We start from the raw sequence: 13,603 nt of genomic DNA on the forward strand, positions 1-13,603 counted from the left end.
AATCAAGACAAAATGGCTAATACGCTGCCGACGGGGATATCGGCCGGGGTCGGTCCCGCGACATGGACGGTGCCGGGATATTCCGCCTGCCCGGCGCCGTCAAAACGGATGGTGATATGGCCCAGTTCGCGCAGGTTACTGGTCGCCACGTCGCCCACCGCGGTGATGGGGAACGCCTCGTTCGCCAGGGTCAGCGTCTCGCCGGCCCGCAGCTCGCCCTGCATATCGCCGTGGCGGTGGATAAAACAGTAGGACTCGATATCTTCCGGCGCGCCCTCGCGGAAGGTAATCAGCATATTGTCGGCCAGCGACTCGCGCGCGTTTTCGCCGACGCGGGTAAAGATGGTCTGGTAAATCGTCTGCATACAAACACCCTCATCAAAAGACTTCATTGGTAAATAAAACCGGATACCGCCCAGGCCAGCAGAACGGTCGGCGCGCCGGTCAGGAAACGACCGACCAGTACCGACGGCACCCCCACCCGGACCGTATCCTGCTTGGCTTCGGCCAGCGACAGGCCGACCGGGATAAAATCGCAGGCCGCCTGGGCGTTGATGGCGAACAATGCCGGCAGCGCCAGATGGGGGGGAATATGGCCTTGGCCTATCTGTACGCCGACCAGGACGCCGATAACCTGCGCTATCACCGCCCCCGGGCCGAGAAACGGCGATAGCAGGGGAAAGGAGCAAATCAACGCCAGCGTCACCAGGCCGATGGGGCTATTGGCCAGCGGCGTCAGGCCATGGGCGATAAAATCACCCAGTCCCGAGGCGATAATGATGCCGATAAGCGCGGAGACAAAGGCCATAAAGGGCAGTATGGTTTTCAGCACGGTATCAATGGTTTCGCGCCCGGCCTGGAAAAATACCGCCACCACCGATCCCATGCCCATGCCGACTTTCGCCAGCAGCCCGTCGCTTTGCTCGGTAATTTTTTTGCTGGTGTCGTAATCACGGCCGGCGCCCTTGGCCGCCGTGCCGGTATCCCTGACGCGCTCGTTGGCGGCCTGCGGCTGCGGCGACGCGTTGGCCGCCTGGGTATCATCATCCGCCAGCAGTTGGATATTCTGCTCACGCACGCCGGAGACATAAATGTCCTCCAGGATAAATTGTGCCAGCGGACCGGAGCGGCCGGTGGCATGGATATTGACCGTGGGAATGCGCCGCTTGGGGTAAATGCCGCAGCGCAGGGTGCCGCCGCAGTCAATCACCACCACGCCTATCTCATCCGCCGGCGGTTCCCCTTCCTTGAATCCGTCCACCGCCGGCCAGCCGGTGAGCCGGCTCAGGCGATCGACAATCGCCGGACGCGTGCCCGCCGTGATGTACACCACTTTTTTGCCCGGCACGGCCTCAATCAGCAAGGGCCCGCCCCAGCCGCTTTCGCCTTTTTCAATACGGATAAATGTATTCATCGCCTTCTCCTGGGATTACAAGCGGACATGCTGATCAAGTTGGATATGCATTTTGCGTTCAAAAATCGACGTGGTCAGATCGGTTATCCACCCGCGGAAAAAGTTGGTGAACATGCCGACCAGCAGGTAGCTGACCGCCAGCGGCCCCAGCGGCAGGTTCAGCGTGGTCAGCCCGTTGGCGATGCCGAGATAGACAAACAATTCGCCGGGGTTGATATGGGGAAACAGGCCGTTCATGGAGTGGCAGCTGTAAGAGGCGGCGGCGTAATAGCTGGGTTTGTATTTTTCCGGCATAAAGCGGCCGAGGCTTAAGGTCATCGGATTGCAAAAGACAAAGGTGCCGATAACCGGCAGCAGCAGATACCGCGACAACGGATTACCCGCGCAGCGCTGCGCCAGACGTTCAATCCTGCTCTGGCCCACAAAAACGATCAGGGCATTCATAATGACCAATAAACTGATAAGCAGCGGGAGGATGCCGGTAACCATGCCGACAAACACCGAACCGCCTTTTTGAAACAGGCCGATAAACCACTCGGCGCCGTGGGCGATCACGTCAATCATAATTTTCTCCATTTCGGGGTACAAACAAGGAAAAGCACCTTTGGCAATACGGGCGTCGATATACTGCGCTGCTTAAGATAGGCGACTTAGGTTATGGTTTGTTAGATATACGTCACGTTTTGAAAGTTATTTCTTTTGAAATGAAATATTATTGATCGTTTTTGTAATCTTAATGAAATGCTGATAATGACATTGCGGGGATCAGGGTCCTGAGGGGGCCGGCGGAACGGGCAAAAGAAGGAACAAGACGGCGCGCGTTAAGTGCCAAAACCGATACCGGCGCCATCCGGACATTTTCACTTGAGGTTAATCTGAAAGCGACGGCTTTTACATTGCCCCTGCGCCGGTGATAAAACGCTATATTCTCTTTAGTTCAACATCAGCATTAGCAGATTATTTCGCACAAAAATCATCGCCAACCGGATGCCCCTCGCCATGCGCCTCAACTACGCGTTGCCGCCAGCCTGATGAAGTAAAGATAGCGATAAGAATGTTAACCCGCCGTTACCGGGTTCTTCACAATGCCGCCATTCCATGTAAAACTGGATCCGCCGATTTCATCACCAAAAATAATTAAACCGGCCTGGTGTCAGGAGGGTCACTCCAGGAGCAGACCATTCCCCATCCTCTTTGGGCTTATTAATTTAAATGCTACCCCTTGGCGTAATCATGAATACTTCCAGCATTAAGGTTTTACTGGTTGAAGACGACGAACCCATGCGCATGGAGTTCGAGTCCATGGTGTTAAGCCATCCCCGCCTGACCCTGGCGGGAAGCGTCGCCACCCTGGGCGAGGCATGGGCGTTGCTGCGGCATACCGATCCCGATGTCGCCATCATCGATCTGGGCCTGCATGACGGCGACGGTATTGAATTGATCAAGTCGCTGCAGCAGCAGGCGGCGCGCACCGCGGTGCTGGTCGCCACCATCTTCGGCGACGAGGCCCATGTTATCCGCGCCATCGAGGCCGGCGCGCGCGGATATCTGCTCAAAGATACCGCCATTGATGAATTCGCCCGGGCGGTGGAGCTGGTGCACGCCGGCGGCGCCCCGCTATCGCCGCAGATCGCCCGCCATTTGCTTAAACGGTTCGAACCGGCGGAAAAATCCAGCGCCGCGGTGCGCCCGGATGGCCTGACGACGCGGGAAATCGATATCCTGCGGCATATTTCCCAGGGTTTTACCGTGGCGGAATCCGCACGCATGCTGAATATCTCGACGCATACCGTCGCCACCCATATCAAGAATATCTATAGCAAACTGGCCGTTCATAATCGCGTGGAGGCCATTATCCAGGCGCGGAACCAGGGCCTGATCTAATGCGCCCGCTCCTTCGGCGACGCGGGCTGTGGGCCGGGCTGGCGCTGCTGCTAAGCCTGACCCCGCCTGCGGGTGCGTCTTCTTCCCCGGCCGGCGGCGCCGACGCGGCGCTGGCAACGCGGCTGTTGGATCGCGCGGAGTTTATCTACAGCCGCGATGCCACGCCGCCCGCACGGCATGGCGAGACGGTAGCATTACCGGATAACTGGCGTCTGCGCATCCCGGCGTTTAGCGGCATTGCCTGGTATCGGCTGGATTTCCATCTTGACGCGCCGCCGGCGCAGCCGCTGGCCTTATACCTGCCGCATCTATCAGTGGCCGGGGAAGTCTGGCTTAACGGTTCGCTGCTTAACCCGGGCGTGCGTTTCAACGATGCCGCTGGCCGCCACGTTGAACCCATGAAGGAATCGCCATTATATATCGTGCTGCCGGTCGGGTTGTTCCGCAGCGGCGCCAATGAGCTGGCCGTCAGGCTGGAAGGGGACAGCGCGCTGCGCAGCGGGCTTTCCGCCATCCGCCTGGGGCCCGCGCTGGCGCTGCGTGACCTGTGGTTTGAGCGGTATCTTTTGCAGGTCATCGTCCCCTATGTCCTTCTGGTGCTGATTGCCGGTTCCCTGTGTTTCCTGGTGGCCTACACCTGGCGGCAAAAGCGCGTGTTCATCATCCAATTCGCCCTGCTGGCCTCGCTGGCCACGCTGCTCGCCTATCTCGCCGACCTGGCTATTCCCCTCGGGGCCCAGGAAGGGTTGCGGGTGATGATCACCACCATTATGTATTGGGCGCTGTGCGTGGCGGGTTATCGCCTCTGCGGCGCGCGGCTGCGCTGGTTCCCCCCATTGCTGCATGGCCTCACCCTGCTGACGGTTATCAGCGTCGTGGCGCTGATGCTGCTGGGCAAGGCGACGGATCGCGCCTGGCTGATAACCTGGCCCCACGTACTGCTGCGCCTGGTGCCCATCGCCCTGCTGCTGGCGCGGGGCTGGTCAACCCGTTCGGTAAAGCTTATCGCCCTGTCGCTGACCGCGCTGATATGGACGCTCAGCGTCGCCCAGTCTTATTTGATTATTATGGAATGGTTGCCTTGGGACAGTTTTCGCTGGAGTTTTGTCGGCGCGCTGCCGTTTTGTTTTGTCATGATCTATTTTTTTGCCGAGCGGTTTATCATCGATCGTGAAGGCAGCCAGATCGAAAAGCGCGCGGCAATTATCGCCGAACGCGCGCGCATCCTGCAGGACATGCACGACGGTATGGGAGCGCAGCTGATAACCGCGCTGCGCCTGGCGCGCCGCCGCGACACCGACCCGGAGGAACTGGCCCGCCATATCGAGGAGTCGTTACAGGACCTGCGTTTGATTATCGACTCGCTGGACCTGGCCGAGCATGATCTGCTGCCGCTGCTGGGCAACCTGCGCTTTCGGCTGCAGCCGCGCCTGAGGGCGCTGGGCATTGCCCTGGAATGGGATGTGGCGCCCATTCCCGCCCTAAACTACCTGACGCCGGCGTCGGCGCTGTCCATACTGCGAATTGTGCAGGAAGCCATTAATAACGCGCTGCAACATGCGCAGCCTTCCCGGATCCGCATCGAGGTCAAACCGATAGGCGATGAGGTCATGGTGCGGGTCGCCGACGACGGCCACGGCATGCTGCCCGATCTTATCCGGCCGGGTTCGCGCGGACTGGCGGGCATGCATGCGCGCGCCAGTAAGCTTGGCGTGCGCCTGAGGGTACAGGGTGGACCGGGGGGTACCGAAGTGGCGTTATATCTGCCGTTTTTGGGCTAGCGTCTTTATTATAATCAGGAGAATACCGTAAACAGGGTATGCGCCCCCACCCTTGATTACGTACACTTTGCATCAGTAGGATGCTGGTTGCCGCACATTGCGCGGCAGGTTGTGGGCATGCTGCGTTTACTGCAGGTTATATCATTAGATACACAGCATAGTTAGATTACGTTAATATTGCACTAGGTGATAAAATGCAAATCATTTTACCTGTAATAGGTTTAATCTTGTTAATGGTTTTAATGGTATTTTCATTATTAATGCATCAAAAAAATAAAAGCAAAACAAGATTACCCAACAGATATACCGAAATCAAAGCCAGAAAACGGTTGCGCCTATTTCATTAAGAATAGGATTATCCTTACAAAGGCAAAAGCTATTCCACCCGGTGGCGACACGGGGTGGAATATTTTCTTTATTATTTCCCACCCCTTATTCTTTCATGGCTTCCTCCCCCAAGGTTCTATTGCCAAGCGCCCCCTACCGGCAGCGGGCCGTCGGGATAAAAACCGGCGCATCGCCACCGGCGCGCGGGCAATGCATTGCAGGGTAGCGTTTACGCTTCAGTTTCCTTAAGATGAAGGTATCATCTGATGGCAAAAAGGATTGGCTCGCATCGAGGATCCCAGGGGTGACGCGATGACGGGCGATGGCACATTTTGCTGTACTTTTCTTATAGGGCTTAATTAATGGAAACGATTCTCAGGCACCTTCCGGTCAACCAACGCGTAGGTATCGCCTTCTCCGGGGGCCTGGATACCAGCGCCGCGCTGCTGTGGATGCGCCAGAAAGGGGCGGTCCCTTATGCCTATACCGCCAATCTGGGCCAGCCGGACGAGGACGATTACGACGCCATCCCGCGCAAGGCGCTGGCCTACGGCGCGGAAAAGGCCCGCCTTATCGATTGTCGCCGGCAACTGGTGGCGGAGGGCATCGCCGCGCTGCAGTGCGGCGCCTTTCACAACAGCACCGCCGGCGTCACCTACTTTAACACCACACCGCTGGGCCGCGCCGTCACCGGCACCATGCTGGTGGCCGCCATGAAGGAAGACGGGGTCAATATCTGGGGCGACGGCAGCACCTACAAAGGCAACGATATCGAGCGCTTCTATCGTTATGGTTTACTGACCAATGCCGAGCTGAAAATCTATAAACCCTGGCTGGACACCGACTTTATCGATGAGCTGGGCGGGCGCCATGAAATGTCGGAATTTATGGCCCAGGCCGGGTTCGATTATAAAATGTCGGCGGAAAAAGCCTACTCCACCGATTCCAACATCCTTGGCGCCACCCATGAAGCCAAGGAACTGGAGTTTCTTAATTCCAGCGTAAAAATCGTCAATCCGATCATGGGCGTCAAATTCTGGGACGAAAGCGTGCGGGTCACGGCGGAAGAAGTGACGCTGCGCTTTGAGCGCGGCCTGCCGGTGGCGATTAACGGCGTCGTCTTCAGCGATCAGGTCGAGCTGATGCTGGAGGCCAATCGGGTGGGCGGCCGCCACGGGCTGGGCATGAGCGACCAAATTGAAAACCGCATTATTGAAGCCAAGAGCCGCGGCATCTATGAGGCCCCCGGCATGGCGCTGCTGCATATCGCCTATGAACGCCTGGTGACCGGCATCCATAATGAGGATACCATCGCGCAATATCACGCCAACGGACGCCAGCTCGGCCGCCTGCTTTACCAGGGCCGCTGGTTCGATTCCCAGGCGCTGATGCTGCGCGACTCGTCGCAGCGCTGGATCGCCAGCGAGATCACCGGCGAAGTCACGCTGGAACTGCGCCGCGGCAACGATTATTCCATTCTTAATACCGTATCGGATAACCTGACTTATATGCCGGAGCGCCTGACCATGGAAAAAGGCGATTCCGTCTTCTCGCCGGAAGACCGTATCGGCCAGTTGACCATGCGCAACCTGGATATCGCCGATACCCGCGAAAAGCTGATCAACTATATGAGCACCGGCCTGCTGTCCGCCAGCGACAACAGCGGCCTGCCGCAGCTGCAGGATAAGACCGGCAAATAATAGTATGATATTTTCTGATAACCGGCGCTGTATTATCAGCGTGGGTTATCAGCCGCACCGCCTGCCACCGTTAATAATCCACGTCAAATATCGTTCATTTTGTATTTAATTTATTTACCCTAACAATATAGCTACAGTAAATTCAATTTCCATAAAACCCGATTTATTTTACTCCGCGTTATTTTTAGCGTATTAAAGGCATGGTTTATTACTTTGCAGAAATAGTTACCATGCTTATTGAAAACGAGAACGCTACAAATTACCTGCCAACGGATAATGCCCTTTCTTCCATCAATGGTAATAATGGGACTTCCTTAACCAACAAAATCACCGCTATCAATAACGGCGGCACCACTTCACTTAATAAAGAAATTCTCGATAGCACATCACATTCTGTGGATAATCCGGGGTCGAAGCACGCCGCGGTTTGGTCAAAGGCCATCGTGCAGCAAGGGCTGAATGAAGCGGCGCCCCTCCCCGGCCCTGACACGAGCAACGAAGAGGATGAATTTTGCATTTTTGACGTTCCGGCGCCAGGCGCGGGCGACACGTCTCCCGTTAAAGCACTCTGCCGCAATACCGAGCTGCCGGGTGGCCTTCAACCGCCAGAGTTTCGACAATCTTCGGGGAAAAATGCCATTTATAACATCCGTCTCGAAACCTATATCCAAGATACGCTGCTCACGGAGGTTAACCATCGCGGCAGACCGCCGTTTTGGTTAAGGCCGCTGGCCACCGTCGCCTCCTGGCTGGGGTTTCATGGCGTGGGTCAAACCAATTGCGTGTCATGCGCCACCGCGGTGGCTGACACGTTTAAAACGGGCACATTACACGGTGCCATACCCGATATGCGCGGCGGTAGCCTCAATACGTTTGAAACCTGCCAGGACGTCGCCATGACGCGATACGACTCGGTCGCGCAGTTAGCCGATAAACTCAAGAATTGCGGCGATATTAATGCGGTAGTGGCCTTGAGGAGACCGTCCTGGTACAAGCTGTTCAGCTCGGTGGACGGGCACGCCGTCAATATTGTCAAAGCCGGCGATACCCTCCATCTGATTGACGCGCAGAAAAAAATTCACATCCCCCTCGATGGCACCCTTGATCAGGGCACCAAATATCAGAAGCTGCTGCGGTTTATCGGCCCGATGTCGGCCGACGAGGGCGCTATTACCCTGGCCGATATCGGCTTCCCCCTATCCGCAAAACGGTAAGCCGCATCCTGGCGCCGGCCCGTTCTGGCGCTGATTCACTTGCAAGATGATAATTGATACGTATTATCAATTATCATCATTTTATTGCCGCGGCACCTATTATGGCTGTGAATCCTTCCCGTCCTGACCTGTCCACCGGCGACACGCCCCGGCCGGATATCCATACCGGCTGCTGTATCGTCGGCGGCGGGCCGGCCGGCCTGATGCTGGGCTACCTGCTGGCCAGGGCCGGCGTCGCCGTCACGGTGCTGGAAAAACATGTTGATTTCCTGCGCGATTTCCGCGGCGACACCATTCATCCTTCGACGCTTGAGATACTGCATCATCTCGGTCTGCTGACGGACTTCCTGGCGCTGCCGCACCAGCGGGTGGAGAAACTGCGCGGCGAATTCCACGGCGAGACCGTGACCCTGGCGGACTTTTCCCGCCTGCCGACCCGGTGTAAATTTATGGCGTTTATGCCGCAGTGGGAATTTCTTAATTTCCTGGCGCAGCGCGCCGAAGCCCTGCCGTGCTTTACGCTGCTGCGCGCCACCACGGCGCGGGAACTGCTTACTGCCGGCGGGCAAGTGCGCGGCGTGCTGGCGACCGGGCAGGACGGTATCACGCTGCGTATCCACGCCGCCCTGGTGGTGGGCGGCGACGGACGGCAATCCATGGTACGCGCCGCCGCCGGCCTGCCGGTACGTGAATTCGGCGCGCCGCGCGACGTGATATGGCTGCGGCTGCCCAAGCAGGCCGACGACACGCAACAGGCCAGCGGCCACGGCGGCCCGAAAAATAATTTTATCATGCTCGATCGCGGCGACTACTGGCAGTGCGGCTATAGCATCGCCAAAGGCAGTTTTGACACCCTGCGCGGGGAAGGACTGGCGGCCCTGCTGCGGCGGGTGGCGGAGGTCGCGCCGTTCGGTTATGACCGCCTGGCCGGCGCCGTCGCCGACTGGTCGCAGCTTAAACTTTTGGTGATACGCATCGATCGTCTGCAGCGCTGGGCCGCGCCGGGGGTCTTGTGCATCGGCGATGCCGCCCATGCCATGTCGCCCATCGGCGGCGTCGGCGTTAATCTGGCCATCCAGGATGCCGTGGCGACGGCCAATCTTCTCAGCTTTCCGCTGTCGCGGGGCCGGGTCACCTTGCGTCAGTTAAATAAGGTGCAGCGGCGCAGGCGTTTTCCCACCTGGGCGTTACAATCGCTGCAAATTATGCTCACCGGCAAAAACAGCCGGCCGCGGGATCCCGCGCGCAAACCATCCGCCATCGGCGGCTGGATGCGGCGTCAGCCCTGGGTGCCGGCGATCGCCGGCCGCATTATCGGCCTGGGTTTTCGCCGCGAGCTTCCCCGGCCCTTGCCGTCGGCGACGCCCGGATCCCCCCGGTAGACACCGGCAGGCACCCGCCCGGCCGTTATCCGGTCATTTATTCCACAAGGAGACGATATTGATTTTGTCCGAATTCATTATTCCCGGCATGCTGATCCGCGATCGCCTGGTCACGGTGCCGCTGGACTGGGCGCATCCCGACGACGGCCGCACCATCAAGGTGTTCGCCCGTGAAGTGGTTGATCCGATGCAGCGCGACGCTGATTTACCCAGGCTGGCCTATATCCAGGGCGGCCCCGGCGGCAAAGGGCCGCGCCCGTCCGCCGGCGGGCCGGTATGGCTTGCGCAGGCGCTGAAAACCCACCGCGTGATCCTAATCGACCAGCGCGGCACCGGCCGCAGCACGCGGGTGGAAACCGCCACCCTGGCCGCGTTTGCGCATGCCGGCGCCGCCGCGGATTATCTCTGGCTGTTTCGCGCCGACAGTATCGTGCGCGACTACGAATACCTGCGCGATCGCGTATTCGGCGGCGGCCGCTGGGAAATCCTTGGACAAAGCTATGGCGGTTTTATCGCCTTAAGCTACCTCTCCATGGCGCCGCAAGGCCTGGCGGCCTGCTATATTACCGGCGGCCTGGCCGGGCTGGACGCCGATGCGGATGAAGTCTATCGCCGCACCTATCCCCGGGTCGCCGCAAAAAATGAGAAGTACTACCGGCGCTACCCGGATGATGGTGCGCGCATCGCCCGGCTGGCGGACGCTATCGCGGCGCAGGATATCCACCTGCCGGACGGCGATCGCCTGAGCGTGCGCCGCCTGCAAACCCTGGGCAACGATTTCGGCCTGGCGCCGGGGTTTGAAAATATTCATTGGCTGGTGGAGGAAGCCTTCAGCGACGTGGAGGAAACGCGCTTATCCGACCATTTCCTCGCCGCGGTCATGGCGCTGACCTCCTATGACGGTAACCCGCTCTACGCCGTGCTGCAGGAAATTATCTACGGCCAAGGCGAACAGGCCAGCCGCTGGAGCGCAGAGCGCATCCGGGCGTCGTTTCCCGAATTTTCCCCGCAGCGCCGCCCGCTGCTGTTCACCGGCGAGATGATGTATCCCTGGATGTTCGAAGAGATCCGATCGCTGCGCCCCTTCCGCGAGGTGGCCGGGATACTGGCCGAACGCGGCGGCTATCCGCCCCTGTACGATCCGCTGCGGCTGGCGGCCAACGAGGTGCCGGTGGCCGCGGCTATCTATCATGACGATATGTTTGTCGATGCCGGGCTATCGCTGGATACCGCCGCCAGGGTCGGCAACCTGCAGGCCTGGGTGACCAATGAATACCAGCACGACGGCCTGCGCCAGTCGGCGTCGGTGCTAACCCGGCTCATGGAGGATATCCGCCTGCACGGCGGGGCCATCCGCTAAAGCGGACCGCTAGTCCTGGCCTGGTCGATACTGCAGGCAATAGACATTATGATCGACATAGCGATCGCCGATTTTTTCCGCCCGCACCTGGCAATAATCGAATTCAAACCCCAGCCGCTGGGCCAGCCGGTTGCTGGGGCGGTTTGCCACCCCGCAGCGGATGATAAAAGTGTCCAGCTTGCCCGTTTCGCCATACCAGTACATCAATGCCTTAACGGCCCGCGACATCACGCCCCTGCCTTCAAAGCGCGCGGCCAGCCAATACCCGATTTCCGCCTGTTTATCATTAATAGTGTTAAAGGAGAGGATGCCAGCGATATCCCCATCCCAGCGCACCACATACACGGCCGAACGGCCGGCGGCGAAATCGGCGCGGTTATGGCGGATATTGGCCAGGGTATCGCCGACGTTATTAATCAGCGGCGGCCAGGACAAATGGCGGCCCAGCCGTTGACGCTCGGCATGCACCAGATCAAAAAGGGCCTGCGCGTCGCTTTCTTGTTGTAACGCGAGCATGAGCGAGGGGGGACTGATAAGTTCACGGTAATCCAGCATGCCGGTTCCTTATTATGACAAAAAGACGTTGAGCGTCTTGAGCCTGAAAGATTATATCGCCATGCCCGGCACCGGCGTCAACACCGGCCGGCCAGCGAAAAAGCGGGTTAAATTCTCCAGCACCCGTTCAAACATGGCGTCCAGCGCCTCCGGCGAGCGCGCGGCCACATGGGGCGTCAGGATAATATTGTCCAATGCCAGCAGCGCGGCGGGCACTTCCGGCTCACCCTCCAGCACATCCAGCGCGGCGCCGGCGATGGCGCGGCGGCGCAGGCACGCGATCAGCGCCCCGGTATCCACCACGCTGCCGCGGGACACATTGACCAAAAAACCGTCCGCACCCAGCGCCGTAAGCGCCTGGGCATTGATCAAATGCCGGGTCGCCGCGCCTCCCGGCGTGCATACCACCAGGAAATCCGCCCAGCGCGCCAGCGCGTCCAGACTGTCGCAATAGCGGTAATCGCTGTCGGCGCGCGGTGTGCGGCTATGGTAGGCCACGTCCATATCAAACCCCCTGGCGCAGCGTTGGGCGATTTTAAGGCCGATATTGCCCAGGCCCAAGATCCCCACGCGCCGCCCGGTCAACTGCGGCCGGGTTCGCCGCGCCTGCTGCCATTCCCCGCGATGGACCGCGCGATCGAGGTCGGGGATATTGCGCACTATCGCCGCCAGCAGCGCCACCGCGTGGTCGGCGACGGCGGTGTCGTTGGTGCCGGCGCCGTTGGTGACCATAATGCCGCGCGCCCGCGCGGCGTCCAGATCGATCTTTTCAAATCCCACCCCCTGACAGCAAATCAGCCGCAGGTTAGGCAACGCGGCGATATGCGCCGCGCTCAGGCCGATGGAGCCGATGGTCAGCACGGCCTCCACCCTGGCCGGATCGATACTGCCGTCAGCCGGCAGGATCGGACTATGCTCGTTCTCGCGCAACGCGGGACACAGGCGGAAACCGGCCTGCTCGAAGGCGGGACGGAACGCGGCGGGGATATCGACATGCAGCAATAACGAAATAGGCATAGGTCACAGGAGAAAACGAAGCATATTTATAACCATACATGAGATAGTTGACGCATAAAAGTAGCCATGCTCTTAAATAGCGCCTGACGTCTTCAGGCCGATGCCGTTTACTGAACACGCCTTTAGGGTAGCCCGGCGCTTATTTCCCTGCCTGCGCTTTTTGCGCCTTGAACTGGGGATTCACCAGCATAAAGCCGCCATCGATAATAAACGATTGTCCAGTGGTATAGGCGGCGCCTTCGGACCCCAGCCAGGCAACCATCGAGGCTATTTCATCGACATGGCCCGGGCGTCCCAAAGGGATGCCGGGCTCTTTGGCGGTCCAGGCATCCTCTTCGCGCATATCATTGATTGGCGTGGCTATCATGCCGGGCGCCACCGCGTTGACCAGTATGCCGTAGGGAGATAATTCCAGCGCCATGGATTTGGTCAGGCCGCCAAGCCCGTGCTTTGCCGCCGTATAGGCGACGGCCGCGGGCAATGGGGTATGTTCATGAACAGACGTGATATTGACTATCCGCCCGCCCTGCCCTTGTTTGACCATGTGTCTTGCGGCGCGCTGCGCGCAAAGAAAAGCGCCGTCCAGCACAATGGAGAACGTCGAGCGCCAATCTTCGTAGGACAAATCCAGAAACGGCGCACCGGCGCTGGCCCCGGCATTATTTACCAGCATATCAAGACGGCCGAAAGACCGGCTGAACTGGTCAATAACCTCCGCCGCGGCGGGCAACTGGGTCAGATCCAGCTGCAATACCTGGGCCTTGCGGCCAAGTTTTAACACTTCACCGGCGGTATCCTCAGCCCCACGCTGGTCTGAATGCCAGGTAATGCCGATATCAAAACCCTGTTTTGCCAAGGCGATGGCACAGGCTTTGCCGATCCCCGAGTCCGATGCCGTGACCACGGCGACGTTGCTTGCAGACTGAGTCATGGTGCTCTCCTCTGATAAACCGACGCGAATATCTTTAT

12 protein-coding genes are annotated in these 13,603 nt (G+C 59.0%); 6 read left to right on the top strand and 6 right to left on the bottom strand.

Translation table 11 applies throughout. The features are described 5' to 3' along the window. Positions 1 to 2 precede the first annotated feature (2 nt). The 3 genes from srlB to ACL2XG_RS07560 are packed head-to-tail and all read right to left on the bottom strand — an operon-like array spanning position 3 to position 1,978. The gene (srlB, locus tag ACL2XG_RS07550) at positions 3 to 365 is read right to left on the bottom strand and encodes a PTS glucitol/sorbitol transporter subunit IIA (protein ID WP_413722449.1); all 363 of its coding nucleotides are present in this window, start codon (positions 363 to 365) and stop codon (positions 3 to 5) included. A gap of 23 nt (positions 366 to 388) precedes the next feature. Beyond that, positions 389 to 1,414: a PTS glucitol/sorbitol transporter subunit IIB gene (locus ACL2XG_RS07555; protein ID WP_413722448.1), complete on the bottom strand. Its 1,026-nt coding sequence runs from the start codon at positions 1,412 to 1,414 to the stop codon at positions 389 to 391. Positions 1,415 to 1,429: 15 nt separating this feature from the next. Beyond that, a complete protein-coding gene (locus ACL2XG_RS07560) occupies positions 1,430 to 1,978 on the bottom strand; it encodes a PTS glucitol/sorbitol transporter subunit IIC (RefSeq protein WP_410015713.1) in 549 nt (182 codons plus the stop codon). 669 nt (positions 1,979 to 2,647) lie between these two features. On the opposite strand from ACL2XG_RS07560, the gene ACL2XG_RS07565 reads away from it, so the two are divergent. The 6 genes from ACL2XG_RS07565 to ACL2XG_RS07590 all read left to right on the top strand — a co-directional run bounded on the left by ACL2XG_RS07565 (position 2,648) and on the right by ACL2XG_RS07590 (position 11,062). Further along, complete coding sequence (locus ACL2XG_RS07565) at positions 2,648 to 3,298, top strand: response regulator (protein ID WP_413722447.1); 651 nt, start codon at positions 2,648 to 2,650, stop codon at positions 3,296 to 3,298. Further along, complete coding sequence (locus tag ACL2XG_RS07570; RefSeq protein WP_413722446.1) at positions 3,298 to 5,079, top strand: sensor histidine kinase; 1,782 nt, start codon at positions 3,298 to 3,300, stop codon at positions 5,077 to 5,079. The genes ACL2XG_RS07565 and ACL2XG_RS07570 overlap by 1 nt, the downstream gene beginning before the upstream one ends. Positions 5,080 to 5,768: 689 nt before the next feature. Then, complete coding sequence (argG, locus tag ACL2XG_RS07575) at positions 5,769 to 7,106, top strand: argininosuccinate synthase (protein WP_410015716.1); 1,338 nt, start codon at positions 5,769 to 5,771, stop codon at positions 7,104 to 7,106. 230 nt (positions 7,107 to 7,336) lie between these two features. Then, on the top strand, positions 7,337 to 8,320 hold the full coding sequence (locus ACL2XG_RS07580) for a toxin glutamine deamidase domain-containing protein (RefSeq protein ID WP_413722445.1): 984 nt from the start codon (positions 7,337 to 7,339) through the stop codon (positions 8,318 to 8,320). A gap of 101 nt (positions 8,321 to 8,421) precedes the next feature. After that, positions 8,422 to 9,702 carry an FAD-dependent oxidoreductase gene (locus ACL2XG_RS07585; protein WP_413722444.1) on the top strand — a complete coding sequence of 427 codons (1,281 nt, stop codon included), beginning with the start codon at positions 8,422 to 8,424 and terminating at the stop codon, positions 9,700 to 9,702. A 58-nt stretch (positions 9,703 to 9,760) separates the two neighbouring features. Next, a complete protein-coding gene (locus ACL2XG_RS07590) occupies positions 9,761 to 11,062 on the top strand; it encodes an alpha/beta fold hydrolase (RefSeq protein WP_413722443.1) in 1,302 nt (433 codons plus the stop codon). A gap of 9 nt (positions 11,063 to 11,071) precedes the next feature. Here the strand turns inward: ACL2XG_RS07590 and ACL2XG_RS07595 are convergent, their stop codons facing one another. The 3 genes from ACL2XG_RS07595 to ACL2XG_RS07605 form a co-directional block, all read right to left on the bottom strand. Then, positions 11,072 to 11,617 (bottom strand): GNAT family N-acetyltransferase, encoded by a 546-nt coding sequence (locus ACL2XG_RS07595; RefSeq protein ID WP_413722442.1) that lies wholly within the window; start codon positions 11,615 to 11,617, stop codon positions 11,072 to 11,074. 51 nt (positions 11,618 to 11,668) lie between these two features. Further along, on the bottom strand, positions 11,669 to 12,634 hold the full coding sequence (locus tag ACL2XG_RS07600) for a 2-hydroxyacid dehydrogenase (RefSeq protein WP_413722441.1): 966 nt from the start codon (positions 12,632 to 12,634) through the stop codon (positions 11,669 to 11,671). A gap of 139 nt (positions 12,635 to 12,773) precedes the next feature. Continuing rightward, positions 12,774 to 13,565: an SDR family oxidoreductase gene (locus tag ACL2XG_RS07605; RefSeq protein WP_413722440.1), complete on the bottom strand. Its 792-nt coding sequence runs from the start codon at positions 13,563 to 13,565 to the stop codon at positions 12,774 to 12,776. Positions 13,566 to 13,603: the final 38 nt, after the last annotated feature.

The sequence above is a fragment of the Sodalis sp. RH24 genome (assembly GCF_047324145.1).
In the GTDB taxonomy this organism is placed as follows: domain Bacteria; phylum Pseudomonadota; class Gammaproteobacteria; order Enterobacterales; family Enterobacteriaceae; genus Acerihabitans.

What these genes read in the sequence shown, in the direction of transcription:
- srlB (WP_413722449.1), bottom strand. Translation starts at nt 365, where the DNA reads ATGCAGACGATTTACCAGACCATCTTTACCCGCGTCGGCGAAAACGCG.
- ACL2XG_RS07555 (WP_413722448.1), bottom strand. Translation starts at nt 1,414, where the DNA reads ATGAATACATTTATCCGTATTGAAAAAGGCGAAAGCGGCTGGGGCGGG.
- ACL2XG_RS07560 (WP_410015713.1), bottom strand. Translation starts at nt 1,978, where the DNA reads ATGATTGACGTGATCGCCCACGGCGCCGAGTGGTTTATCGGCCTGTTT.
- ACL2XG_RS07565 (WP_413722447.1), top strand. Translation starts at nt 2,648, where the DNA reads ATGAATACTTCCAGCATTAAGGTTTTACTGGTTGAAGACGACGAACCC.
- ACL2XG_RS07570 (WP_413722446.1), top strand. Translation starts at nt 3,298, where the DNA reads ATGCGCCCGCTCCTTCGGCGACGCGGGCTGTGGGCCGGGCTGGCGCTG.
- argG (WP_410015716.1), top strand. Translation starts at nt 5,769, where the DNA reads ATGGAAACGATTCTCAGGCACCTTCCGGTCAACCAACGCGTAGGTATC.
- ACL2XG_RS07580 (WP_413722445.1), top strand. Translation starts at nt 7,337, where the DNA reads ATGCTTATTGAAAACGAGAACGCTACAAATTACCTGCCAACGGATAAT.
- ACL2XG_RS07585 (WP_413722444.1), top strand. Translation starts at nt 8,422, where the DNA reads ATGGCTGTGAATCCTTCCCGTCCTGACCTGTCCACCGGCGACACGCCC.
- ACL2XG_RS07595 (WP_413722442.1), bottom strand. Translation starts at nt 11,617, where the DNA reads ATGCTGGATTACCGTGAACTTATCAGTCCCCCCTCGCTCATGCTCGCG.
- ACL2XG_RS07600 (WP_413722441.1), bottom strand. Translation starts at nt 12,634, where the DNA reads ATGCCTATTTCGTTATTGCTGCATGTCGATATCCCCGCCGCGTTCCGT.
- ACL2XG_RS07605 (WP_413722440.1), bottom strand. Translation starts at nt 13,565, where the DNA reads ATGACTCAGTCTGCAAGCAACGTCGCCGTGGTCACGGCATCGGACTCG.